General features: G+C 70.6%; 22 protein-coding genes. 18 read left to right on the top strand and 4 right to left on the bottom strand.

Translation table 11 applies throughout. The features are described from left to right. Nucleotides 1-74 precede the first annotated feature (74 nt). The 5 genes from A4X17_RS05240 to ccsB are packed head-to-tail and all read left to right on the top strand — an operon-like array spanning nucleotide 75 to nucleotide 4,761. Nucleotides 75-710, top strand: a complete 636-nt coding sequence (locus A4X17_RS05240) for a histidine phosphatase family protein (protein ID WP_064294604.1) — start codon at nucleotides 75-77, stop codon at nucleotides 708-710. Further along, a complete protein-coding gene (locus tag A4X17_RS05235) occupies nucleotides 710-1,318 on the top strand; it encodes a TlpA disulfide reductase family protein (protein ID WP_064294603.1) in 609 nt (202 codons plus the stop codon). Before A4X17_RS05240 ends, A4X17_RS05235 begins: the two co-directional genes overlap by 1 nt. Further along, on the top strand, nucleotides 1,315-2,061 hold the full coding sequence (locus A4X17_RS05230; RefSeq protein WP_064294602.1) for a cytochrome c biogenesis CcdA family protein: 747 nt from the start codon (nucleotides 1,315-1,317) through the stop codon (nucleotides 2,059-2,061). The genes A4X17_RS05235 and A4X17_RS05230 overlap by 4 nt, the downstream gene beginning before the upstream one ends. Further along, nucleotides 2,045-3,709 carry a cytochrome c biogenesis protein ResB gene (locus A4X17_RS05225; protein WP_064294601.1) on the top strand — a complete coding sequence of 555 codons (1,665 nt, stop codon included), beginning with the start codon at nucleotides 2,045-2,047 and terminating at the stop codon, nucleotides 3,707-3,709. Before A4X17_RS05230 ends, A4X17_RS05225 begins: the two co-directional genes overlap by 17 nt. Further along, entirely contained in the window at nucleotides 3,706-4,761 is a 1,056-nt protein-coding gene (gene ccsB / locus A4X17_RS05220; protein WP_064294600.1) for a c-type cytochrome biogenesis protein CcsB, read from the top strand. The genes A4X17_RS05225 and ccsB overlap by 4 nt, the downstream gene beginning before the upstream one ends. Before the next feature lie 16 nt (nucleotides 4,762-4,777). On the opposite strand, the gene A4X17_RS05215 is transcribed toward ccsB, so the two are convergent. Continuing rightward, nucleotides 4,778-5,755 carry an o-succinylbenzoate synthase gene (locus A4X17_RS05215; protein WP_064294599.1) on the bottom strand — a complete coding sequence of 326 codons (978 nt, stop codon included), beginning with the start codon at nucleotides 5,753-5,755 and terminating at the stop codon, nucleotides 4,778-4,780. 62 nt (nucleotides 5,756-5,817) lie between these two features. Here A4X17_RS05215 and A4X17_RS05210 point away from each other — a divergent pair, with 62 nt between their 5' ends. From A4X17_RS05210 to A4X17_RS05190, 5 genes are all read left to right on the top strand, one after another. Then, complete coding sequence (locus A4X17_RS05210) at nucleotides 5,818-7,305, top strand: hypothetical protein (RefSeq protein WP_064294598.1); 1,488 nt, start codon at nucleotides 5,818-5,820, stop codon at nucleotides 7,303-7,305. Between the two features lie 16 nt (nucleotides 7,306-7,321). After that, complete coding sequence (locus A4X17_RS05205; protein WP_064294597.1) at nucleotides 7,322-8,248, top strand: 1,4-dihydroxy-2-naphthoyl-CoA synthase; 927 nt, start codon at nucleotides 7,322-7,324, stop codon at nucleotides 8,246-8,248. A gap of 57 nt (nucleotides 8,249-8,305) precedes the next feature. Continuing rightward, nucleotides 8,306-9,466, top strand: coding sequence for an AMP-binding protein (locus A4X17_RS05200; protein WP_064294645.1), 1,161 nt, complete (start codon nucleotides 8,306-8,308; stop codon nucleotides 9,464-9,466). A gap of 106 nt (nucleotides 9,467-9,572) precedes the next feature. Further along, the gene (locus A4X17_RS05195) at nucleotides 9,573-11,714 is read left to right on the top strand and encodes an acyltransferase family protein (protein ID WP_231884291.1); all 2,142 of its coding nucleotides are present in this window, start codon (nucleotides 9,573-9,575) and stop codon (nucleotides 11,712-11,714) included. A gap of 39 nt (nucleotides 11,715-11,753) precedes the next feature. Then, nucleotides 11,754-12,788 carry a 1,4-dihydroxy-2-naphthoate polyprenyltransferase gene (locus A4X17_RS05190; RefSeq protein ID WP_064294596.1) on the top strand — a complete coding sequence of 345 codons (1,035 nt, stop codon included), beginning with the start codon at nucleotides 11,754-11,756 and terminating at the stop codon, nucleotides 12,786-12,788. Here A4X17_RS05190 and A4X17_RS05185 read toward each other — a convergent pair. Continuing rightward, nucleotides 12,729-13,073, bottom strand: coding sequence for a DUF4229 domain-containing protein (locus A4X17_RS05185; protein WP_064294643.1), 345 nt, complete (start codon nucleotides 13,071-13,073; stop codon nucleotides 12,729-12,731). The two genes, A4X17_RS05190 and A4X17_RS05185, sit on opposite strands and share 60 nt — an antisense overlap. A gap of 71 nt (nucleotides 13,074-13,144) precedes the next feature. Between A4X17_RS05185 and A4X17_RS05180 the strand changes: the two genes are divergently transcribed. The 3 genes from A4X17_RS05180 to A4X17_RS05170 are packed head-to-tail and all read left to right on the top strand — an operon-like array spanning nucleotide 13,145 to nucleotide 16,219. Next, entirely contained in the window at nucleotides 13,145-13,567 is a 423-nt protein-coding gene (locus A4X17_RS05180) for a PLD nuclease N-terminal domain-containing protein (RefSeq protein WP_064294595.1), read from the top strand. Then, the gene (gene menD / locus A4X17_RS05175; RefSeq protein ID WP_064294594.1) at nucleotides 13,564-15,300 is read left to right on the top strand and encodes a 2-succinyl-5-enolpyruvyl-6-hydroxy-3-cyclohexene-1-carboxylic-acid synthase; all 1,737 of its coding nucleotides are present in this window, start codon (nucleotides 13,564-13,566) and stop codon (nucleotides 15,298-15,300) included. Before A4X17_RS05180 ends, menD begins: the two co-directional genes overlap by 4 nt. Before the next feature lie 55 nt (nucleotides 15,301-15,355). After that, complete coding sequence (locus tag A4X17_RS05170) at nucleotides 15,356-16,219, top strand: PPK2 family polyphosphate kinase (RefSeq protein ID WP_064294593.1); 864 nt, start codon at nucleotides 15,356-15,358, stop codon at nucleotides 16,217-16,219. A 17-nt stretch (nucleotides 16,220-16,236) separates the two neighbouring features. Here the strand turns inward: A4X17_RS05170 and A4X17_RS05165 are convergent, their stop codons facing one another. Continuing rightward, nucleotides 16,237-17,475 (bottom strand): isochorismate synthase MenF, encoded by a 1,239-nt coding sequence (locus A4X17_RS05165; protein ID WP_369808445.1) that lies wholly within the window; start codon nucleotides 17,473-17,475, stop codon nucleotides 16,237-16,239. Between the two features lie 88 nt (nucleotides 17,476-17,563). Then, nucleotides 17,564-18,406: a helix-turn-helix transcriptional regulator gene (locus A4X17_RS05160; protein ID WP_064294592.1), complete on the bottom strand. Its 843-nt coding sequence runs from the start codon at nucleotides 18,404-18,406 to the stop codon at nucleotides 17,564-17,566. A 101-nt stretch (nucleotides 18,407-18,507) separates the two neighbouring features. Between A4X17_RS05160 and A4X17_RS05155 the strand changes: the two genes are divergently transcribed. The 5 genes from A4X17_RS05155 (at nucleotide 18,508) to A4X17_RS05135 (ending at nucleotide 23,413) form a co-directional block, all read left to right on the top strand. Continuing rightward, nucleotides 18,508-19,188: an SDR family NAD(P)-dependent oxidoreductase gene (locus A4X17_RS05155; protein ID WP_064294591.1), complete on the top strand. Its 681-nt coding sequence runs from the start codon at nucleotides 18,508-18,510 to the stop codon at nucleotides 19,186-19,188. Between the two features lie 63 nt (nucleotides 19,189-19,251). Continuing rightward, nucleotides 19,252-19,956, top strand: a complete 705-nt coding sequence (locus tag A4X17_RS05150) for a demethylmenaquinone methyltransferase (protein ID WP_064294590.1) — start codon at nucleotides 19,252-19,254, stop codon at nucleotides 19,954-19,956. Nucleotides 19,957-20,106: 150 nt separating this feature from the next. Further along, a complete protein-coding gene (locus A4X17_RS05145; protein WP_064294589.1) occupies nucleotides 20,107-21,666 on the top strand; it encodes an APC family permease in 1,560 nt (519 codons plus the stop codon). A gap of 145 nt (nucleotides 21,667-21,811) precedes the next feature. Then, on the top strand, nucleotides 21,812-22,249 hold the full coding sequence (locus A4X17_RS05140; RefSeq protein ID WP_064294588.1) for a hypothetical protein: 438 nt from the start codon (nucleotides 21,812-21,814) through the stop codon (nucleotides 22,247-22,249). A 102-nt stretch (nucleotides 22,250-22,351) separates the two neighbouring features. Further along, nucleotides 22,352-23,413, top strand: a complete 1,062-nt coding sequence (locus tag A4X17_RS05135) for a polyprenyl synthetase family protein (RefSeq protein WP_064294587.1) — start codon at nucleotides 22,352-22,354, stop codon at nucleotides 23,411-23,413. Nucleotides 23,414-23,435 lie beyond the last annotated feature (22 nt).

The raw sequence follows: 23,435 nt of genomic DNA, 5'->3' as shown, positions 1-23,435 counted from the left end.
AGCCGTCGCTCGTGGCTCGGACCTGGACGGAGGTCACGGTGAATCCGCAGCTTGGGGAAACGTACACTTGGAGGGTGGTAGCCGACCAGATCCATCTCGTGCGTCACGGCGAGGTGCACAATCCTTCTCGTGTGCTCTACGGTCGACTCCCCGCATTCCGACTGTCCGAGCTCGGTGAGCGCATGGCACAGGCCGCCGCAGACGACCTCGTGAGCCGTGATCGCACGGTGGGCGCGCTCTACGCGTCCCCGCTGCAGCGCACCCAGGAGTCCGCCGCGCCGGTCGCCGCCGCGTTCGGGCTCGCCGTCGTCGCCGAGCCGCGCGTGATCGAACCGTTCAACGAGTTCGAGGGCAAGCGCATGAGCCGCGCCCTGAAGAACCCGCTCAACTGGCCCAAGCTCCGCAACCCGTCCCGCCCGAGCTGGGGTGAGCCGTACGCGTCGATCGTCAACCGCATGACCGCGGCCGTCGAGGACGCCTGGCGCGCGACGCCGTCGGGAGACGTGGTCATCGTCAGCCACCAGCTGCCCATCTGGATGCTGCACAGCTCTGTGGTCGGGGCGCCCTATCGTCACGACCCGCGGAAGCGACGGTGCGCCCTGTCGAGCATCACCAGCTTCGAGCGGACCGAGCAGGGCTTCGTCGAGGTCGGCTACGTCGATCCGGCCGCCCGTCTCTCGTCCGGTGCGACCGATGTCGGGGCCGTCTGATGGCCCGCAGATCGAGGACGTTGGCCGTCGCCGCCGTGCTGGCCGTCGGGGCGCTCCTGCTCACGGCGTGCGGGAGCGACCCGCTCGCCGAGCAGTATCGCGAGGGCAGCAGCAAGGGGTACGTCGCGGGCGACGGCAGCGTGACCGAGGTCGCGCTCGACGACCGTGGCGAGTCGATCAGCTTCTCGGGCGTCGGCGAGGACGGCGAGCAGATCTCCTCCGCGGACCACGCGGGCCAGGTCATGGTCGTGAACTTCTGGTACGCCGCCTGCGCACCCTGCCGCGCGGAGGCGAAGGATCTGCAGGCGCTCAACGAGGCGTACACCGACCAGGGCGCCACCTTCATCGGGGTCAACGTCCGCGACACCGCCGACACCGCGAAGGCGTTCAACGGCACCTTCGGCATCACCTACCCCTCCATCCTCGACGTCGACAGCGGGGAGGCGAAGCTCGCCTTCACGGGCAGCGTCCCACCGAACGCGGTGCCGACCACCATCGTCCTCGACGCCCAAGGTCGGGTCGCCGCACGCATCCTCGGGCAGCTGCAGGACCGCACCATCCTCGACACCCTCATCCGCGACACGATCGCCGAGAGCGCCCCAGAGTGACCCCCGGCGAGCTCGTCTACGGCGGCCAGCTCCTCGTGGCGATCCCGATCGCCATCGCGGCCGGTCTGCTGTCCTTCCTCTCGCCGTGCGTCCTGCCGCTCGTCCCCGGCTATCTCGGATACGTCGGCGGCATGACGACGGTGGAGGAAGGGCGCTCCGGTGCGGGTCGCCGGCGCGTGTTGCTCGGCGTCAGTCTCTTCATCCTCGGCTTCACCGTCGTGTTCGTGGCGATCGCTGCGTTCGTCGGGACGATCGGCGCCTGGTTCGTCGAGTGGGAGGGCGTCATCACCCGCGTCCTCGGTGCGGTCGTCATCCTCATGGGGCTCATCTTCATCGGCCAGTTCTCCCGGCTGCAGCGCACGGTGCGCACCAGCTGGGCACCCGCCACCGGCCTCGCCGGCGCGCCGCTGCTCGGCTTCGTCTTCGCCATCGGCTGGACGCCCTGCCTCGGCCCGACGCTCACCGCGATCAGCGCGCTCTCCCTCTCGGGCGGCTCCGCGTGGCGCGGAGCGCTCCTCGGGCTGTTCTACTGCCTCGGTCTCGGCATCCCATTCCTGCTCGTCGCACTCGGACTCGGTTGGGTCACGGGGTCGTTGGCGTTCCTCAAACGGCACATCCGCACGATCAACATCATCGGCGGCGTGCTCCTCATCGTGATCGGTGTGTTGATGGTGTCTGGTCTCTGGTCCGCTTGGATGTACTCGTTGCAGGGGGTGATGAGCGGCCTTGTCACGCCCCTCTGATCACATCGACTCTGCCGCACCGGCTCCGGCCGACGGCATCAACCAGCCGAAGCTCGGGTTCGTCGGTTGGCTCCGCTTCTTCTGGCGTCAGCTCACGAGCATGCGCACGGCGCTCTTCCTGCTGCTGCTGCTCGCCATCGCCGCGGTGCCCGGATCGCTCGTCCCGCAACGGTCGAGCGACCCGAACGGCGTCACCCAGTACTTCACCGACAACCCGGACCTCGCGCCCATCCTCGACAAGGTGCAGGCGTTCGACGTCTACAGTTCGGCCTGGTTCTCCGCGATCTACCTGCTGCTGTTCATCTCGCTCATCGGCTGTGTGATCCCGCGGACGAAGCACCACTGGCTCGCCCTGCGCTCCCGCCCGCCGCGGACGCCCGCGCGCCTGTCTCGGCTCTCCGCGTTCGAGCGTCGCAGCGACGACAGCGGCGCGACCGCCGCCGAGCTCATCGACGACGCGACGAAGCAGTTGAAGCGCCAGGGCTACCGTGTCGAGCGTTACGACGCCGAGGGGTCCGCATCGGTGTCCGCCGAGCGCGGCTTCCTCCGCGAGACCGGCAACCTCGTGTTCCACTCGGCCCTCGTCGGCATCCTCGTGACGGTCGGTTTCGGCGGCGGCTTCGGCTTCTCCGGTCAGCGCGTGCTCGTCGAGGGACAGACCTTCGTCAACACCCTGCTCGACTACGACTCCTTCAACCCCGGCCGCTTCTTCAACGAGTCGGAGCTGGCCCCCTACAAGTTGACGCTCGACGAGTTCGGCGTCACCTACGAGACCGAGAACCTCGACGCGTACGGTCAGGCGATCGACTACCGCGCGAAGGTCACGACGACCTCGCCCGGCGGGAAGCCGCAGGACGCGACGATCAAGGTCAACGATCCGCTGCGGTTCGAGGGCACCGACGTCTACCTGCTCGGCAACGGCTACGCGCCGACGATCACCGTCCGTGATCCCGAGGGCAAGGTCGTGTTCAGCGACTCCATCCCGTTCCTGCCGCAGGACGCCCAGCTCACCTCGCTCGGCATCGTCAAGGTCCCGGACGGTCTGGCGGAGCAGCTCGGCATGATCGGGTTCTTCTATCCGACGCAGGCCGCGTCCAAGCCGCCGTTCTTCTCGTCCTACCCCGACCTCGCCTACCCGGTGCTGACGCTCAACGTCTACTCCGGCGACCTCGGTATCAACGCCGGTGCTCCGAAGTCGGTCTACGCGCTCGACGTCGACGACATGAAGCAGCTCACGGGCGGCGACACCGGCGTCGAGTCGATCGAACTCACGCCTGGCCAGATCACGGACCTCCCCAACGGCCTCGGCACGGTGTCCTTCGACAACGTCGCCGCCAACCCGTCGACCGAGAACTACGCCGGCTCCGTCAAGCGGTTCGCCTCGTTCGACGTGCACCACGACCCGACCCAGCTCTGGGTGCTCGCGTTCGCCATCCTCGCCCTGTCCGGCCTCATCACCTCGCTCTTCGTCGCCAGACGCCGCGTCTGGGTGAAGGCCGTGACCGGGAGCGACGGCACCGTCTCCCTCGAATACGCCGGGCTCGCCCGCGGCGAGGACCCCGGCCTCGAAGCGGCCGTCGCGGCGATCGCCGAAGCGCACAGTCCAACGCCTGTCCCGTCCGAACCCGAAGGTAGAATCACCCCGTGACCCTCGTCGAAATCTCGAACCTCTGCCTCTGGTCGGCCGTCGCCGTCTACGCGCTGGCGTTCATCGCCTTCACGTTCGACCTCGCGCGCCGCAGCGCCGAGGTCACCGCGGCGATCGACACGGCCGAGCGGGCCGAGCTGGAACGGTCGGCGGCCGCCGAGGAACGCGTCGGCGCACTCGCCTCCGCCGCGGCGCGGACCGCCGCACCGATCGTCACGAGCGACGGTGTCCCGCGCAAGACCCGCCGTCCCGCGGACGAGCCCGAGCAGCAGGCGTCGCGCAAGTCGCCGAGCCTGCGGGTCGGGGTCTCGCTCACGGTCATCGCCTTCCTGCTCCACCTCGTCGCGGACGTAACGCGCGGTATCGCCGCCGGTCGTGTCCCGTGGGCGAACATGTACGAGTTCGCGATGACGGGCACGCTGCTCATCGTCGCGGTGTTCCTCGTGGTCATTGCGCGCGTGGACCTCCGGTTCCTCGGCAGCTTCGTGATCGGCCTCGTGACCGTGCTCCTCGGCCTTGCGACCGCGAACTTCTACGTCGAGGTCGTGCCGCTGCCGCCGGCGCTGCAGTCGGCGTGGCTCGTCATCCACGTGTTCGTCGCGAGCCTCGGTACGGCGTTCTTCGCCATCGGCTTCGCGTTGAGCGTCGTGCAGCTCCTGCAGGGGCGTCGTGAGCGTCGGCTCGGGCTCGTGCAGCCCACCCAGGGCTCCGGGCGTCTCCGCTTCCTGCTCACCCTCCCGAGCGCGGAGCGTCTCGAGAACCTCGCCTACCGCGTCAACATCATCGGCTTCATCTTCTGGACGTTCACGCTCATGGCCGGTGCCATCTGGGCGGAGCGCGCCTGGGGTCGGTACTGGGGCTGGGACACCAAAGAGGTGTGGACCTTCATCATCTGGGTGATCTTCGCCGGGTACATCCACGCCAGGGCGACGCGCGGCTGGCGCGGATCACGGGCGGCCACGCTCGCGATCATCGGCTTCAGCGCCGTGATGTTCAACTTCGTCGTGGTGAACGTGTTCTTCAAGGGTCTGCACGCCTACAGCGGCCTGTAGGTCCCTGCACCGGCCCTCAGCCGAGCAACGCGTGCGTGCGGCGGAGCCGGTCGAGCCACCACGCCGTGCGATCCGGCGACGCCGTGAAACGCTCGAGGAGATCGACGTCCACCTCGACGCGCCGGACGCCGATGCCGCCGTCCACGGGATCGAGCGGTGCGGTCGTCACGTCGCCGCCGAGCAGCGCGGTGGTGGCGAGCCCGCAGTCGTAGTCGAGTTCCGGCAGGGCCGCCGCGAGGTGGGCACCCATGGAGATGCCGACGGAGGTGTCGAGGGCGCTCGAGACGACGATCGGCAGGCCGGCCTCGCCCGCGATGCGGAGCGCGGCGTGCACGCCGCCGAGCGGCTGCGCCTTCACGACGAGCAGGTCGGCGGCACCGGCGCGAGCCACGGCGAGGGGGTCCTCAGCCTTGCGGACGCTCTCGTCCGCCGCGATGGCGACGTCCAGGGAGGAGACCCGTTCACGGATCTCGGCGAGTTCCGCGACGGTCGCGCAGGGTTGCTCGACGTACTCGAGGTCGAAGGGTTCGAGGGCGCGGATGGCGTGTTCGGCCTCGTCGACGTTCCAGTTGGTGTTGGCGTCCACTCGGAGTCGACCCTCGGGCCCGATGGCCCGCCGGACGGCGGCGACGCGCGCGACGTCGTCGGCGAGCACCTGCCCGCGCTCGGCCACCTTCACCTTCGCGGTCCGGCAGCCCGGGAAGCGGGAGAGGATCGACGGCACGTCCGCCGCGTCCACGGCCGGGACCGTCGCGTTCACGAGGATGCGATCCCGGTGGAGGGGCGGGAGGTCCGACCAGCCGAAGTCGATGGCGGCCCGGAGCCACGCGGCCGACTCCTGGTCGTCGTACTCGACGAAGGGGGAGAACTCCGTCCACCCGGCGGGCCCACGGAAGAGCACGGCCTCGCGGGTGTCGATGCCCCGGAACCGGACGCGGAGGGGGATGGAGACCACGCGGGCGGTGGCGAGGACGTCGTCGAGGTTGGCTTGCATGTCCCCATCCTGCACCCGGACGTCGGAAGCCGTCGCGGGACGCCCGTGACACAATCGATCCCGTGCCGCTGTTCTCCCGACGCAAGCCGACGCCCGGCGATCGGCGAAGCGTGCCCGCGGACGAACCCACCGCCTTCTCGGTGCCCGAGCCGATCTTCGAGCCGAGCCCCGAGGCCGAGGTGTTCCCGGTGATCGAGGAGTCGCCCGGCGGATCCTCCGACGAGCCGCGCGATCCGAACGCCCCGCCGATCCCCGGAGCGCCGCAGGCAGCCGCGTCCTCGACCGCGCAAGCGCCTGCCGCCCCGGAGCGCACGCCCGAGGAGCTGGAGGCGGAGACCGCCCGGTTCCGTCGTCCGGGGTCCCGAGGACGACGGACGCCGCGGCAGCCAGCATCACGGAAGCCGTCGTCGCGTCGTCAACGGAAGGCGGCGGAGCGCGCGGCTGCCTCGCAACCCAAATCTGCGGCGATCCCGGCCGACGACGGCGAGCGGAGTCCGGCGGCCCACCCGCCTGCCGCCGGCGCATCCCCGACGGGTCGGGACGAACTCGGCGCGCGGAGTCGGGGTGTCGTCGCCTCCTTCTCCCCGCTCGCCCTGCTCGGCGCGGTCGTGGCCGTCACCCTCTTCACCGTCCTGCTGGCCGTGAGCTACCGGCCCGGCGAGGGGGCATGGGCCATCCTCGTGGCGTTCGCCCTCGTCGTCGTGGTGCAGATCGTGCTGCTCATCGGGAGTGTCGTCGTCATCCGCCGGAAGGTGCGGCGCCGCTGGGGCGTGCTGGCGCTGGTGCTCATCCTCGTCGTCAACCCCGTCACGGCGATGGCGGTCGGCGGTCTCTCCACGGATCGGGCCGGGAATGGTGCCTCCGCCGGTGGCGGCGGCGACGAGGAGCACGACCCGATCTGGGACACCTACCCGGGGTCCGCCTACGTCGCCGCGAAGGAGACCCTCGACGGGCCGAGCTACGAGGACTTCGTCGGGACGTCCGACGAGATGCTCGCGGAGATCCGGACGGCGTTGACCGCCGAGTTCGGGTTCGACTGGGTGGAGCGACAGCCCGCCGAGACGGAGGCCGATCAGAACGGGTACGGCGGGGACTCCATGCTCTTCGAGTACACGGCACCGGTGTGGCAGACGACGACGACCGTGCGCACCTTCGAGGAGAAGTCGCGGGTGGTCGAGCTCATCCGGCAGGTGCTGCTCCGCTACGGCATCGCGAACCTCGACATGCAGAACGCACCGTCCTCCTGGCGCGAGCCGGGCGAGCTCACCGAGCGGTACGGCGGCGAGACCCTCGACACCCAGGCGCTGTGGGACCTGCACACCTACAACGCCATCACGGGGGCCGGGGACTTCCGGACGAGCATCGTCGATCTCACGCTCGACTCGGCCGGCACGGTCGCGAAGGACCGCGAGTTCGACGTCGACTACTCCGACATGGCGGCGGAGGGTGTCGAGCTGCACCTCGACTCCTACGCGCTCCTCAAGGAGGCGGACCGCGCCGACTACCTCGAGGCGCTCAAACCCTACGCGGACCTCGACAAGCCGAAGTAGTGCCTAGGCTGGACGCATGAGCGATCGAGTGTCCGAACTGTTCGACCCGGAGATCTGGGACGTCGTACCGGGGTTCGAGGACCTCACCGATCTGACGTACCACGTCGCGCGCGAGGGCGGCTTCGTGCGCATCGCGTTCGACCGCCCCGAGGTGCGCAACGCCTTCCGTCCGCACACCGTCGACGAGCTGTACCGCGCGCTCGACCACGCGCGCCAGAGCCCGACGGTCGGGGTGGTGCTCCTCACCGGGAACGGTCCGAGCGCGAAGGACGGCGGCTGGGCGTTCTGCTCGGGCGGCGACCAGCGCATCCGTGGTCGCGACGGCTACCGGTACGCGAGCGACGACGCCGCAGACGACGAGACGGCGAGCGGCATCGACGCCGCGCGCAACGGTCGCCTGCACATCCTCGAGGTCCAGCGGCTCATCCGCTTCATGCCGAAGGTCGTCATCAACCTCGTGCCCGGATGGTCCGCGGGTGGCGGGCACTCCCTCGGCGTCGTGTGCGACCTGTCGATCGCGAGTCGGGAACACGCGCGGTTCAAGCAGACCGACGCCGACGTCGGTTCCTTCGACGCCGGGTACGGGAGCGCGTATTTCGCCAAGCAGGTGGGCCAGAAGTTCGCCCGTGAGGTGTTCTTCCTCGCCCAGGAGTACGACGCGGAGCGCGCGCTGCAGGCGGGCGCGATCAACGCGGTCGTCCCGCACGCCGAGCTGGAGCAGACCGGGGTCGCCTGGGCCCGCACCATCCTCGGCAAGTCGCCGACCGCCATCCGCATGCTCAAGTTCGCCTTCAACGCCGTCGACGATGGTCTCGTCGGCCAGCAGGTCTTCGCAGGCGAGGCCACCCGCCTCGCGTACGGCACCGACGAGGCGGTGGAGGGACGCGACGCCTTCCTGGAGAAGCGCAAGCCGGACTGGGCTCCGTTCCCCTGGCAGTTCTGAGCTCCGAGACGCCGAGGGGGCGGCGGAGCACCGATGGACCCGGCGTACGCTGAATCCATGACCCGTCAGCTGCTCCCCGTCGACGCGTCCGCCTCGGCGATGCTCGCGGCCCTGGAGACGGCGCTCGACGGTTCCGGACCCGCGGTCCTCCCGATGCAACACGGATCGTCCGCGGCACCGGCCGTGGTCGACGACCGGGTGGCCCTCGTGATCGAGACCTCCGGCTCGACGGGCGTTCCGAAGCGGGTCGCCCTCACGGCCGACGCCCTCCTGGCCAGCGCGGCGGGTTCCGCGATGGCTCTGGGTGGCCCTGAGGCCCACCGCCGTTCGTCCCAGTGGATCCTGGCGCTCCCGACGCACTACATCGCCGGCGTCAATGTGCTGCTCCGGTCGATCGTCGCCGGGACCAGGCCGATCGAGGCCCCGGCTGGATCGTTCGACGCCCGGGCGTTCTGCGGACTCGTCGAGCGGCTCGACGCCGATGCCGGCTTCGCCGCCCTCGTGCCGGCGCAGCTGCGCCTGCTCGTCGACGCCGCCGAGACGAGCACCTCCGTGCGCGACGCGCTCGCCGGACTCGCCGGGCTGCTCGTCGGGGGACAGGCCACCCCCGCTCCGCTGCTCGAGCGGTCCGCAGCGCTCGGCATCCGCGTCGTGCGGAGCTACGGTTCCAGCGAGACGTCCGGCGGCTGTCTCTACGACGGCGTGCCGTTCCCCGGTGTCGAACCCCGGCTGGCGGACGGGGAGCTCCTCCTCGCCGGGCCGGTGCTCGCCGAGGGCTACCTCGGCGAACCGGACCGCACGGCGACCGCCTTCCCGGACGACGGCGGCCGACGGTGGTACCGCACCGGCGACACCGCCGAGTTCGTCGACGGCGTCGTCCGGGTGACCGGGCGGGCCGACAACGTGATCATCAGCGGCGGGGTGAACATCTCCCTCGACCGTGTGCAGGCGGTCGTCCGGTCGGTGCCGGGGCTGGCCGAGGCCGTCGTCGTCGCCGTCGCCGAGGAGCGGTTCGGTCAGGCGTCCGTGATCGTGACGGACGCCGCGACCCCCGCCGATCATCTGGCGGACGACGCACTGCTCCAGGCCGCGCGGGACACGGTCGCGGAGGCGCTCGGCCGCCCGGCCCGCCCCGCCCGACTGGTCCGTCTGGCAGAGCTGCCGCTGCTCGCGAGCGGCAAACCCGACCTCGTCGCACTCCGCTCGCGACTGGGTTGAGCCCGTCCTCCGCGTGACCGCGAGGGCCGGTTTGCAGGCGGTTGTCGCATAGGGCATGCTCTCTCATGCGTGTCGACGAGCGACCGTAGCCGGGGGACGACGACAGGTGACAACGGGGACCGACACGGGCGCTGCGCCCACGAGGCCGACGACGGCGTTCCGCGCCGACATCCAGGGGATGCGGGCGGTCGCGGTCACCGCCGTGATCCTCGCCCACGCGACCGGCCGACCGGCCGGCGGCTTCGTGGGTGTGGACGTGTTCTTCGTGATCTCCGGCTTCCTCATCACCGGGTTGCTCCTGCGCGAGCACGAGCGTTCCGGACGCATCTCCCTGCCGGCCTTCTTCGGTCGGCGGATCAAGCGGATCCTGCCCGCGTCGCTCGTCGTCCTCGCCGCGACCGTCGCGCTGGCGTCGTGGCTCTTCAACGCGCCGCGGGCGCTCGCGACCTGGTGGGACGCGGTGTCGGCCGCGCTGCTCGTCTCGAACTGGCGCTTCGAGGCGTCGGGCACCGACTACTTCCACGCGACGGACGCCGCATCACCGCTGCAGCACTTCTGGTCCCTCTCGATCGAGGAGCAGTTCTACCTCGTGTGGCCGGTGCTGCTCCTCGTCCTCCTCGCCGTCGCGGCCCGCGGAGCCCGACCCGTGCTGCGCTCGCGCCTCGTCGTCGGTGGCGTCCTCGTCGTCCTGATCGCGGCCTCCTTCGCCGTCGCCGTGTGGCAGTCCGGGGCGGCTCCGCAGGCCGCATACTTCGCGACCGGCGCGCGGGTCTGGGAGCTGGGGGCCGGCGCACTCCTGGCCGTGTTCGCTCCGCTCCTCGCCCGGGTGCCGCCGGCGCTCCGGGTGGTCGCCGGATGGGCGGGGCTCGTCGGCATCGTCGCATCCGCGCTGCTCATCACCGGGTCGATCGGGTTCCCCGGTCCCTGGGCGGTCGCCCCCGTCGCCGCCGCGATGCTGGTCATCGCCGCCGGGACCGGAGCCGGTCCCGCGTACCCGCGCTGGATGTTCCCGCTCACGAACCCGCTGAGCCGTGGCGTCGGAGCGATCTCCTACTCGCTCTACCTCTGGCACCTCCCGATCCTCGTGTTCGTACCGATGCTCGTCCCCGACACCGCCCTCAGCACGGTCCCGGGTATGCTCGGGCTCATCCTCGGGGTCTCGGTGCTCTCCTTCCTGCTCATCGAACAGCCGTTGCACCGCACGCCGCTCGTGGGTTCCTTCCACGGCGACCGCGACGCCAGGGACGCCGCCTGGACCGCCTGGCGCGAGCGGTTCGCCTCCCAGTTCCTCTACTCGGCGGTCGGGCTCGTGATCGTCGCCGGGCTCGCGGTGATCGCCATCGGCCCCGCGCTCCGCATGCCGGTGGCCACCGGGGGACCGGCGGCAGTCGCGGCACCGGCGGGAGACCCGCTCCAGGGCATCGCCGCCGAGCTGCAACTCGCGAGCCAGGCTTCCGCATGGCCCGACAACCTCTCGCCGAGCCTCGACGACGCGATCCGCGCGACCTCGAGCACCAACCCCGCCCGGGCCTGTTTCGACCTGGGTTCGACGCCCGACGACGGCTCGTGCACCTGGGGCGATGCGTCCGCGCCGAAGCACGTCTACCTCGTCGGCGACTCGACCGCGCTCGCCTACGCGCCGGCGTTCCGGGCCATCGCCGATCAGAGCAGCGGGGCCGTACGGATCACCACCATCGGTCTGTACGGGTGCCGCTTCACGCAGGATCTCATCCAGAACAGCGGCGCGGGGGTGATGGACGACTGCCCGACCCGGAAGCACGACATCGCCGAACGCATCGCCGCGGACCAGCCCGACCTCGTGATCGTCTCGAACGCGTTCGCCGCAGGTCGCACCACCGACGGCCGATCGCTCGACACGACGTCGATGGTCGAGTCGGCGCTCGCCGAGACTGCGGGCTATCAGGTCCCCGGCCGCGTCGTGTTCCTCGCGCCACCGCCCCTCGGCGCGGATCTCGGGTCCTGCTACTCGAGGGTGTCCAGTCCGCAGGACTGCGCCGTCGGCGTCGACGCGGCCTGGAACGAGTTCGCGGCGGCGACCGAGTCGGCCGCGACGGCCGCCGGGGAGCGGTTCGTCTCGTCGCTCCCGTTCAGCTGTGTCGACGGCGTCTGCCCGGCCTTCGCCGGGACCACGCCGACGAAGTACGACAGCGTGCACCTCACCCCGGCGTTCGCCGAGCACATCGCCCCGGCGGTCCTCCAGACGCTCCAGGCCGCCGGGGCCCTGTGACGCCGTCCGCCCCGAGGCGCCGCGGGTAGACTCGCCGTCGTGGCACATGGAGCACGGCCAGCAGCGCCGAAACAGCAGAAGACGTCCGCACAGCGCCCCACGGCGGGTCGTGGCGCGAACGGTGGACGATCGGGCAACCCCGCACGCGGTGGCGGTCGCAAGGTCCCCCTCGCGAAGCCGGCGACGTTCGGCGACTGGGCCGGTGCTGCGCGGATCCGCACGCTGCCGATGGCCGCCGCCCCCGTGCTCATCGGCACCGGCGCCGCGACGATCATCGCGGGCCCCGGGGTCTACCACCCGGTCCGTGCACTGCTCTGCCTCGTCGTCGCGCTCGCGCTGCAGATCGGCGTCAACTACGCCAACGACTACTCCGACGGCATCCGCGGAACGGACGACTTGCGGGTCGGCCCGAGCCGATTGACCGGTTCCGGCGCGGCGAAGCCCAAGACGGTCCTCACCGTCGCGCTGGTGTTCTTCGGGATCGCGGCCGTGGCCGGCATCGTCCTCACGATCCTCACCCAGTTCTGGTGGCTGCTCCTCGTCGGGGCGGTCGCGATCGTCGCCGCCTGGTTCTACACGGGCGGGAAGCGTCCCTATGGGTACTTCGCGCTCGGCGAGGTCTTCGTCTTCGTGTTCTTCGGCCTCGTCGCCACACTCGGCACGACCTTCGTCCAGGTCGGGACCGTGAACCAGGAGGCATGGTTCGGCGCGATCGGCGCGGGCCTCATCGCCTGTGCCGCGCTCGTCGTCAACAACCTCCGCGACCTCGAACAGGACAAGGCGGTCGGGAAGCGCACCCTGTCGACCTTCATCGGCCGGATCGCGTCGAAGGTGCTCTACTGCGTCCTGCTGCTCGTGCCGTTCGGCATCGCCGCGTTCCTCGCGCTGTTCTACCCGATCGCCTGGTTCACGATGTTCGCGCTGCTCGCCGCCATCCCGGCGTGCGTGATCGTGCTGTTCTCCACGACGGCCAAAGAGCAGATCCTGGCGCTCAAGCTGACGGGGCTCGTGCAGCTAGCGTTCGGGGTGATCCTCGGTCTGGCGTTCTTCTACACGCCCGGCATCGCCGGCTGACGACGCTTCCGGCGTCGCCGCGCTCGCATCGAGCGCAGCGTCCTCGGAGTCCTCGTCGTCGTGCGGCGTCGGCTTGTCGCCGTGTCGACGGGCGTACAGCTCCTGCGCGACGGTCTCCCGCGGAGTGCGCAGGAAGATGTAGGACACGCAGAGCCCGATGATCGCGGCGATGATCGCGGCGACCCAGGGCTGCAGACCCGTGAGGAAGACGAGGAGCAGGAGCGGCACCACGAACGCCAGGAGGCGGAGGATGGTGTACCGGACGGCGGCGGGAACGCGTTTCACCACATAAGTCTAGGCGTCCCGCCTGAAGGCAACCCCAGGTAATCACGTCACCTGGCGTTTACGATGGAGACATGGTTCGTCTCTGGATCGGCCTCGCCGTCGCGGCAGTCGTCTTCATCGTGTACTCGGTGGTCGACTGTGCCACGATGCCGCGCGACCGTGTCCGAGGGATCAGCAAGACCTCCTGGATCATCGCCATCCTCCTCCTGCCGGTCATCGGCGGAGTCCTCTGGTGGATCATCGGCCGGGTCCGCGCTCCGAAGGCCGTGCCCCGCGGCTCAGCCCCGGACGACGACCCGGACTTCCTCAAGAAGCTCGACGCCGACCGCGCGCAGACGAAGCGCATCCGCGACCTCGAGGACGAGCTCAACCGCTTCGACGACGAGTCGGGTGAGAGCCCGGATGCGACGACGCACGACGACCCCGCGCCAGGATCAGACACGCCCGACGACGGCTCCGGCCGCAGACCGCCTGGCGCCCCGAGCGCCTCGTGAACCCGTCCGCCGCTCCCGAGCCCGTCGGCTCGGCTCCCTCATCGAGCCCGGCCAGCGCGTCGGCATGGACGCTCCTCGACGAGCTCGTCGCCGCGGGTGTCTCCGACGTCGTCGTCTGTCCCGGCTCCCGGTCCCAGGCGCTCGCGCTCGCCGCCGCCGAGCTCGCGGCCTCCGGACGGATCACCCTGCACGTGCGCATCGACGAGCGGGTCGCCGGCTTCCTCGCCTTGGGCCTCGGCGTCGAGACCGACCGTCCGGCCGTCGTGATCACGACCTCGGGGACGGCGACCGCGAACCTGCATCCGGCGGTCCTCGAGGCGCATCACTCTCGCGTGCCGGTCATCGTCCTCACAGCCGACCGGCCCGCCGAGGCGCACGGCATCCGGGCGAACCAGACGACGAAGCAGGACGACCTCTACGGGTTCGCCGCGCGCCTCGCCGTGGTCGTCGAGGCCCCGACCGGTGAATCGGGTGAGCAGGACGCCGCCCGCGATCTCGCCCGGCGGGCGTACCGTGCCGCGACGGACGTCCTCGACCCGGGCCCGGTGCACCTGAACCTCGCGTTCCGGGAGCCGCTCTCGGGCAGCTTCGAACCGGAGGCGACCGAGACGGCCCCCGATGTCCCGGTCGCGACGGACGCCGTCACGGAGGCACCGCTCTACCCGGGTCGACCGCATCTCGTGCTCGAGCGTGGACCCAGGACCCTCGTCGTCGCCGGGCACGACTCCGGCCCGGCCGCCGAGCAGCTCGCGGCGGACGGCGGGTGGCCGCTCATCGCGGAGGTGTCGAGCGGATCGCGGTTCGGGCGGAACGTCATCGCCGCCTACCGGGAGCTGCTGCGCGAGGACGACTACCGCGAGGCCGTCGAGCGCGTCGTCGTGTTCGGCCACCCGACACTCAGCCGCGAGGTCCCGCTCCTGCTCCAGCAGCCGCAGGTCGAGACGATCGTCGTCGCCCCGGCCGGAGCCGAGGTCTACAACCCCGGACGACGGGCCGACCGCATCGTGTCCTCGGTCGCCGTCGAGGCGGGTCCCGCGGATCGCGCTTGGCTCGGCGCCTGGGTCGTCGGATCCCGCGAACGGGTGATCGACCCCTCGCCCGCAGCCCCCGATCTCGACGGGCTGCACTCGACGACACCCGCCGAGCGACTGGCCTCCGTCCGGGCCGAGCTCGAGGCCGTCCGGCTCCCGGTCACCCGCGAGGTCCTCGTCGACGCGGTCTGGCGCGCCACCTGGCCGCACGACCGTCTCGTCGTCGGTGCGTCGAGGCTCATCCGCGTGGCCGACGGCCTCGTCCCCGGCCGCAAGATCAGCGTGCACGCCAACCGTGGACTCGCGGGCATCGACGGCACCATCGCCACCGCCACGGGGATCGCGCTGGCGAGCCAGGCCGACGGTGGTCCCGGTGTGACGCGGGTGCTCCTCGGCGATCTCGCCTTCCTCCACGACGTCGGCGCGCTTCTCCTGGACGACGGCGTCGCGCCGCGTCTCCAGGTGATCATCGGCAACGACGGCGGTGGCACCATCTTCGATGCGCTCGAGGTCGCCCAGAGTGCACCCGGAGCGCTCTTCGACCGCGTCCAGTACACGCCGCAGCACGTCCGGCTCGAGGCGCTCGCGACGGCCTACGGCTGGGAGTACCGCTCGGCCCGCACCCGCACGGAACTCGACCAGGCGTTCACCGCGCCGGTGACCGGTCCCGTCCTCATCGAGGTCCCGCTGCCGCGCGCCTGATCCGTTGGTCCTCCCGGGGTCGACTTCCGACGCGACCTGCGGCCACAATGGGCGGATGACGGCATCGAAGCACGCATCGACCTGGACCGCACCTCCTCGAGACACGCTGCGCGTGGGCGAGGGGTTCAGCCTCGCCGACGTCGATCCCCGGTCGACGCCGGGCTTCGACGGCGACAAGCAGCAGGGCAGGCTCGAGCTGGACGCGGGGGTGCCCGCCCTGTCCGAACTGCAGGAGCGACTCTTCGCGGCGAGCACGCAGGGAGCCCCGGAAGCGGTGCTCCTCGTCCTGCAGGCGATGGACACGGCGGGCAAGGGTGGCATCGTCAAGCACGTCGTCGGCTCCGTCGACCCGCAGGGCGTGCACCACTACGCCTTCAAGAAGCCCACGGAGGAGGAGCGCTCCCACGACTTCCTCTGGCGGGTGGAGCCGCACCTGCCGAAGCCCGGTCAGATCGGCGTCTTCGACCGTTCGCACTACGAGGACGTCCTCATCGGCCGGGTGCGTCGGCTCGCGGAGCCGGACGAGATCGAGCGTCGGTACGGAGCGATCAACGACTTCGAGGCGGGGATCGTCGCGAGCGGGACCCGCATCGTCAAGGTGATGCTGCAGATCAGCGCCGACGAGCAGAAGGAACGGCTCGCCGATCGGCTCGCGCGTCCGGACAAGTATTGGAAGTACAACCCCGGCGATGTGGACGAACGGGAGCTGTGGCCGGCGTATCAGGACGCGTACCAGGTGGCGTTCGAGCGCACGAGCACCGAGGCAGCCCCGTGGTTCGTCGTGCCGGCGGACCGCAAGTGGTACGCGCGCATCGCGGTCCAACGTCTGCTGCTCGACGCCCTCGAGGACATCGATCCGCAGTGGCCGCCGGCTGACTACGACATCGCCGTCGAGCAGGCGCGACTCGCGGCGAGCTGAACCGGTGGGGCCTCGGCTCAGCCGAAGGCCTCCACGATCGGACGGAACTTCATCTTCGTCTCGACGAGCTCCGTCGCGGCATCCGAGTCGGCCACGATGCCGCAGCCGGCGTAGGCCGTGATGTCGCCGTCGGGTGCGATCTGCGCACAGCGGAGGGCCACCGCCCACTCGCCGTCGCCCGAGGCGTCCACCCACCCGACCGGACCGGCGTAGCGACCGCGGTCGAACGGTTCCAACTCGCGGATGAGGGTGACGGCGTCGCGGGTCGGGGTTCCGGCGACGGCGGCCGTCGGGTGCAGGCCGTCCATGAGGTCGAGCGAGGACGAGCCGTCCGAGAGTCGTCCGTCGATGTCGGTCGCGAGGTGCCAGAGGTTCGGCAGCTTGAGGGTGAACGGGACCTCGCTGCGGCGCAACTGCGGACTGTGAGATTGCAGAGCGGTCAGCACGGACTGCACGGCGAACTGGTGTTCACCCTGGTCCTTCGCGCTCGTCATGAGTGCGACGGCCTGGTCGTGGTCGCTCTCGGCGTCGGGACCACGCGAGATCGTGCCGGCGAGGACGCGCGCCGAGACGGCCCCCCGATCCACTCGGACGAGCGTCTCCGGGCTCGAGCCGATGAAGCCGTCGACCGCGTAGGTCCAGCAGTCGGGGTAGGCGAGGGCGAGGTCGTGGAGCACCCGGCGGCGGTCCGCTTCCTCGGGGAGGTGCCCGGTCAGGTCGCGAGCGAGCACGACCTTGCTGAGGCCGCCGGCCTTGATGCGGGCGATGGCGCGCTCGGCCGATTCGAGGTAGCCCTCGCGGCTCTGCACGCCGGGGGTCAGCTGGATGCGGTACTCCGGCCCGTACGCCGTGGTCACGGGATCGACGTCCTCGGCGCCGTCGCCGAGGGAGACCCGCGTGATGAAGCTCGCGTCGGGGTACCGGCCGATGATCGTGCGCGGCACGATGAGGACGCTCGTCGCGGAGGACTCGTCGTCGAAGGCGAACGTGCCGAACGCGACCAGGCCGGTCCCGGGGCGTCGCACCTCGTCCGTCACCACGGCTGCGGCGCAGACGTCCCGCCAGGCCGCCGCGGCACGCGTGAACCGGTCGGGGCCAGAGAACTCCAGGCGGAGCGCCTCACCCAGTCCGACCAGCCCGTGACCCTTCCGCACCCAGAGGAGCGGCGAGGTCTGGTCGGCGAACGGGAGGAGCTGGCGCGGGTCGTCGGTGGCGACGGTCTGGGCGACCAGTGACGAGGTCAGGGGAATGGTCACCGTTCAACCCTACGCCCGCGCAGGAGGGGTCCCTCCCCGCCGCAGCCTGACCGGTGGCGGGGTGCTCACGGCCTGGTCGGCGGGGCGTTCACCGGCCGGGCGTGCCGATCGTCTGCAACCCGGTGACCCCGAGCAGTGCGAGTTTCGCCGCGTCCTCGGTGCCCGGTGCCGCCGTGTAGACGACGATGCGCAGGTCGCCGCCCGGCGTGGACAGGACGTCGCAGTCGACGGTGATCGGTCCGACCGGCGTCCGCGTGACCGTCTTCCGGCTCGCCCGGTGCTCCGCGACCCTGGCTTCCGCCCAGCGCCGCTCGAACTCGGGCGACACCGATCGCAGCCGGGCCACGAGCCGTGCGAGCTCGTCGTCCCGCGGGTAGCGCCCGACCGCGGCCCGGAGGTCTGCGGCGAGGTCGCTCGCGAACTCCTCATCGTGCTGCTCGTCGAAGTCGGTGCCCTCGTGCCCCGCGGTGAAGTGCCGCCACACCAGGTTGCGATCGTCGCCGACGAGGGCGGACGGATCGCCGTTCACCGCGGCCCACAGCGGGTTCCAGAGCAGGATGTCGTGGGCGGCGGAGAAGACCGCCAGCGGCACGTCGCCGAGCCGGTCGACGATGCGCTGGACGCCAGGACCGATGTGCCGGGGGACGACCCCGGGCGGTGGTGGAGCGGCTCCGGCGACCCGGTAGAGGTGGTCGCGCTCCTGATCCGTCAGTCGGAGGGCGACCGCAAGCGCCCGGAGGAGTTGCGGCGAAGGGTTCTTGGCGCGACCCTGCTCGAGCCTGACGATGTAGTCCACGCTGATGCCGGCGAGGGCGGAGAGCTCCTCGCGGCGCAGGCCGGCAGTCCGTCGTCCTGGGCCGGCGGGGAGACCGACTTCGGCAGGGGAGACCCGTTCGCGCCAGGCCCGGAGCACACCGGCGAATTCGTCCATCCGGCCATTGTGCCCCCGGCGGCGGTCCGCACCCTGGTACTGCCGGTCCTCCTGTCGACCGGGGCCTGGCGGGCCGACCCTGCCGGGCGGAGCATGGACCCATGACCACCACACTCATCACCGGGGCCAACAAGAGCCTCGGACTCGAAACCGCACGCCGACTGATCGACGCCGGCCACACCGTCTACGCCGGCATGCGCGACCTGGGCCGTGGCGATGCCGTCGCCGCACTCGGCGCCCACCCCGTCCAGCTCGACGTCACCGACCAGGCGAGCGTCGATGCGGCCCTCGCGGCGCTCCCGGAGCTCGACGTGCTCGTCAACAACGCCGGCGTGCTCGGCACGTCCTTCGGCGTCGACGACCTCGCGCCGGAGTCGATGCAGGACGTCCTCGACACGAACGTCGTGGGTCTCGTCCGCGTCACCCAGGCGGCGTTGCCCCTCCTGCGTCGTTCGTCCCGACCCGTCATCGTGAACGTCGCCTCCGGGGTCGGGTGGCCGCGCTTCCTCACCACCGAGGGGGCCGACGAGTTCGCGGTGCCGACGATCCCGTACGCCGCGTCGAAGGCGGCCGTCATCGCGCTCACCGTGCAGTACGCGAAGAACCTGCCCGGGTTCCGGGTGAACGTGAGCGACCCGGGCTACACGGCGACCGACTTCAACGGGCACGGCGGCCACCAGACGGTGACCGAGGGGACGGACGCGACCGTCGCGCTCGCCCTGCTCGGTCCGGACGGTCCCACCGGCGAGTTCCACAACCGGCACGGACGCATCGACTACTGAGCGTGAGCCTGGGAGCCGTGCTCGGACGGCCGGCTCCCAGCGGCGCGGACGTAGGATGGAGGGGTGAACCGCGCCGACCTCTCCAAGCAGCCCGAGCAGGTCTCGGCCATGTTCGACGACGTCTCGACGAAGTACGACCGCATGAACGCGGTCCTCTCCGTCGGGAACGACGCCCTGTGGCGCATCGCGACCACTCGTGCGGTCGGTCTGGCCGCCGGTGAGCGCATCCTCGACCTCGCCGCCGGCACGGGAACGTCCTCCGCGGCGCTGGCCCGCAACGGGGCGCAGGTCGTGGCCGCCGACTTCTCGCCCGGCATGATCGCCGTGGGTCGCGACAAGTACGCCGACCGCTCCGACATCCAGTTCGTCGAGGCCGACGCGACCGACCTCCCCTTCGCCGACGAGGAGTTCGACGCCACGACGATCTCCTTCGGTCTCCGCAACGTCGTCCGTCCGAAGGACGCCCTCGCCGAGATGCTCCGGGTCACGAAGCCCGGCGGCCGGATCGTCATCTGCGAGTTCTCCACGCCGACGTTCGGGCCCATGCGCGCCGCGTACAACCTCTACCTCGAGCGGGTCATGCCGCTCGTCGCGGGCGTCGCGTCGTCGAACGCCGAGGCGTACACCTACCTGAACGACTCGATCCGCGCCTGGCCGAGCCAGCCGGAGCTGGCCGCCTGGCTGCGCGAAGCGGGCTACGAGCACGTCGCGTACCGCAACCTCACCGGCGGGATCGTCGCCCTGCACCGGGGACTCAAGCCGGCCTGAGTCGCGTCACCATCGGGGTTCGTCTCGGCATTCTCGAGGGGTGGAACCGGTTGATCCCGTCACTTCCCATGAGGCCGCGCGACTGATTCCGTAGCCCGGTCCCGAACGGGAGCATTGACACACGGGTGCACCCGGCCCTACCGTTCCGTCATGACAGCACAGGACACGGCCCGCGGGTCGCAGCCGGCATCACCCACCGGCGGCAAGGGTCTCGCCACCGGCACCCTCGGCCTCTTCGGCTCCGTGATCATCGGCCTGGCGTCGACCGCGCCGGTCTACTCGCTCGTCGCGACGCTCGGGTTCGTCGTGCTCGCCGTGGGCGCCCAGGCGCCGATCGCCTTCATCGTCGCCTTCATCCCGATGCTGTTCATCGCGTTCGCCTACCGCGAGCTGAACCGTGACGTGCCGGACTGCGGCACCACCTTCACCTGGGCGACGAAGGCCTTCGGCCCGGTCACCGGCTGGATCGGCGGGTGGGGCGTCGCGCTCGCCGGCATCGTGGTGCTCGCGAACCTCGCACAGATCGCAGGGCAGTACCTGTGGCTGCTCATCGGCGACGGTTCCCTCGCCTCGAACGTCCCACTCGTCACCGCCACCGGTGTCGTGTTCATCGCCCTCATGACGTGGGTCTCGTACCGCGGCATCGAGCTGGGGGAGCGGATCCAGAACATCCTCCTGGCGATCCAGTACCTCGCGCTCGTGCTGTTCGCCGTGTTCGCCTTCATCGGCGTCGCGAACGGCACGGCTCCGAACGCCACGCCGGTCTCGCTCGACTGGTTCAATCCGTTCGCCTTCGGCGACTATCACGGGTTCATCGAGGCCGTGCTGCTCGCGTTGTTCATCTACTGGGGGTGGGACACCTGCCTGGCCCTGAACGAGGAGACGAAGGACCCGCAGAAGATCCCGGGTCGCGCAGCGCTCATCTCGACCGTCGTCCTCCTCGTCACCTACGTCACGGTGACGGTCGCCGCCATGGCCTACGCCGGGCTCGGCGACACGGGCACCGGGCTCGGCAACGAGGACAACGCGAACGACATCTTCCTCGCGCTCAAGGACCTCGTGCTCGGTCCCTGGGCCTGGATCCTCGTCGTGGCCGTCCTGATCTCGGCCGTGTCCTCGACGCAGACGACGATCCTGCCGACAGCTCGTGGAACGCTCTCGATGGCCGCCTACAAGGCGCTGCCGAAACGGTTCGCGACCGTCCACCCGACGTTCAAGACCCCGTCGTTCTCCACACTCGTCATGGGCATCGTGGCGATCGTCTACTACGTCGGCATGACGCTCGTGAGCGAGAACATCCTCGCCGACTCGATCCTGTCGCTCGGACTCGCGATCGCCTTCTACTACGGCATCACCGGGTACGCGTGCGTCTGGTACTTCCGCAAGGTGCTCTTCCGCTCCGCACAGGACTTCTTCTTCAAGGGGCTGTTCCCGCTGCTGGGTGCGCTGATGCTCACCTACGCCTTCGTGCAGAGCTGCATCGACATGTTCGACGTGGACTACGGCTACACGGTCCTGTTCGGTGTCGGCGGCACGTTCGTCATCGGAGTCGGTTCGCTGGCCTTCGGGTTCGTGCTCATGCTGCTCTGGTACGGCCGCAAGGCCTCGCGGCCTTTCTTCCGCGGGGAGAGCCTCAATCGCGACACCGAGGTCCTCGTGCCGGACGAGCCGATCGAGTACGGCCGCTCCGTCGACGGTGGTCTCACCTGACCTCCGGTCCCTGAGCCTTCCTCCGGTCCCTGAGCTTTCCTCCGGTCCCTGAGCTTTCCTCCGGTCCCTGAGCTTTCCTCCGGTCCCTGAGCTTGTCGAAGGGCATCTCCCGGGGTCGTCCAGGCGGGCCGGGCATACTGGAGGGATGTTGGACACCCTGCCAGGCGGCCCGTGGATCTGGGGCATCGCGATCGTCGGTCTCGTGCTCGTCGTCATCCTCATGAACGCCAGGCGGGCGAAGTCCGCGTTCGCGAAGCCGTACGAGCGCTACGACACCACGGAGATCCCGCCGGACACCCCGGGCACCCGAGAGTTCATCGTGCGAGACGACGCGACCGGTGCGCGGCTCCAGTTCGTGGCGTCCGGGCCGTCGGCCAGGATCGCCCTCGTCGTCGTGCCACCGAAACACCTCGGGACCGGCGTCGAGGCCGGCCTCTTCCGCGCCGCGCTGCCGACCGCTCAGGGCGTCGACGCCTGGACGTGGCCGCCCCTCAACACCGACGGGTACTCGATGCTGCTCGACCTCGCGCACGAGTTCCCGCACCTGGCGTTCTACGACGCCGAGGGCGTGCGACTCCGCTGATTCGAGTCATGTGGTCCGACCACAGCTGCCAATCGCCTGACCGCGCCCGTCGATTCCGGTCCTCCGGCACCGGTGACGGGCTGCCCCGGCTAGGCTAGAGCTGTGAATCCCAGCGCGACCCGCCGTGTCAGCAACCTGGCCAGCCAGGCCGGGCTTGCCGAACGCATGTTCGCGACCGGTGCAGACCGCAAGCTCGCCAAGACCATCGACGACGGCGTGGCCCGACTCGAGATCGGTCTGGAGGAGCAGCTCGGGTTCACCGACGACCTCGTGGACGTCACCGCGCGCTATCTGCTCGAGGCCGGCGGCAAGCGGGTTCGCCCCCTGCTCACCATGCTCATCGCCCAGCTCGGCGACGGCATCACCGACAACGTCCTGCGGGCGGCCGAGGCGATCGAGATCACCCACCTCGGTTCGCTCTACCACGACGACGTCATGGACGACGCCGACAAGCGTCGAGGCGTGCCCAGCGCCCACCAGGTGTTCGGCAACAACACCGCCATCCTCACCGGCGACCTCTTGTTCGCGCGCGCCAGCCAGATCATGGCCGACCTCGGCGAGCGGGCGATCCGGATCCAGGCCGCCACGTTCGAGCGGCTCGTGCTGGGGCAGCTGCACGAGACCACCGGTCCTCGCGAGGGCCAGGACGAGGTCGAGCACTACATCCAGGTCCTCGCCGACAAGACCGGGTCGCTCATCGCCGCCGCGGCCCGGAGCGGCGTCATCTTCTCCAACGCCCCCGAGGCGTACGAGACCGCGGTCGTCGAGTTCGGCGAGAAGGTCGGCATCGCCTTCCAGCTCATCGACGACGTCATCGACCTCTCGCCGCAACCGGAGGAGACCGGCAAGGTCCCCGGCACCGACCTCCGGGCCGGCGTCGTCACCCTCCCCATGCTCTACCTGCGCCGCGAGGCCGTCGCCGACCCCGAGGCGGCAGCGCTCGTCGCCCGTCTCGACGCCGAGGTCACGGAGACGGACCACGACCCCGTCCGGTTCGCCGCGCTCGTGGCCACCCTGCGCGACCACGCCGTGACCGCGCGGACCTTCGCCGAGGCCCGGCAGTGGGCCGACGAGGCGATCGCTGCACTCGCTCCACTGCCCGACGGCTCGGTCAAGAAGGCGCTCGTGCACTTCGCGAAGGCGATCGTCGACCGAAGGAGTTGATGGCGGCGCCGCTCCACCGGGG

It is taken from the genome of Plantibacter sp. H53, assembly GCF_001650455.1.
Classification (GTDB): Bacteria; Actinomycetota; Actinomycetes; order Actinomycetales; family Microbacteriaceae; genus Plantibacter; species Plantibacter flavus_A.
Note: the sequence above shows the minus strand (reverse complement) of the source record. Positions and strands in the feature narration are given on the sequence as shown.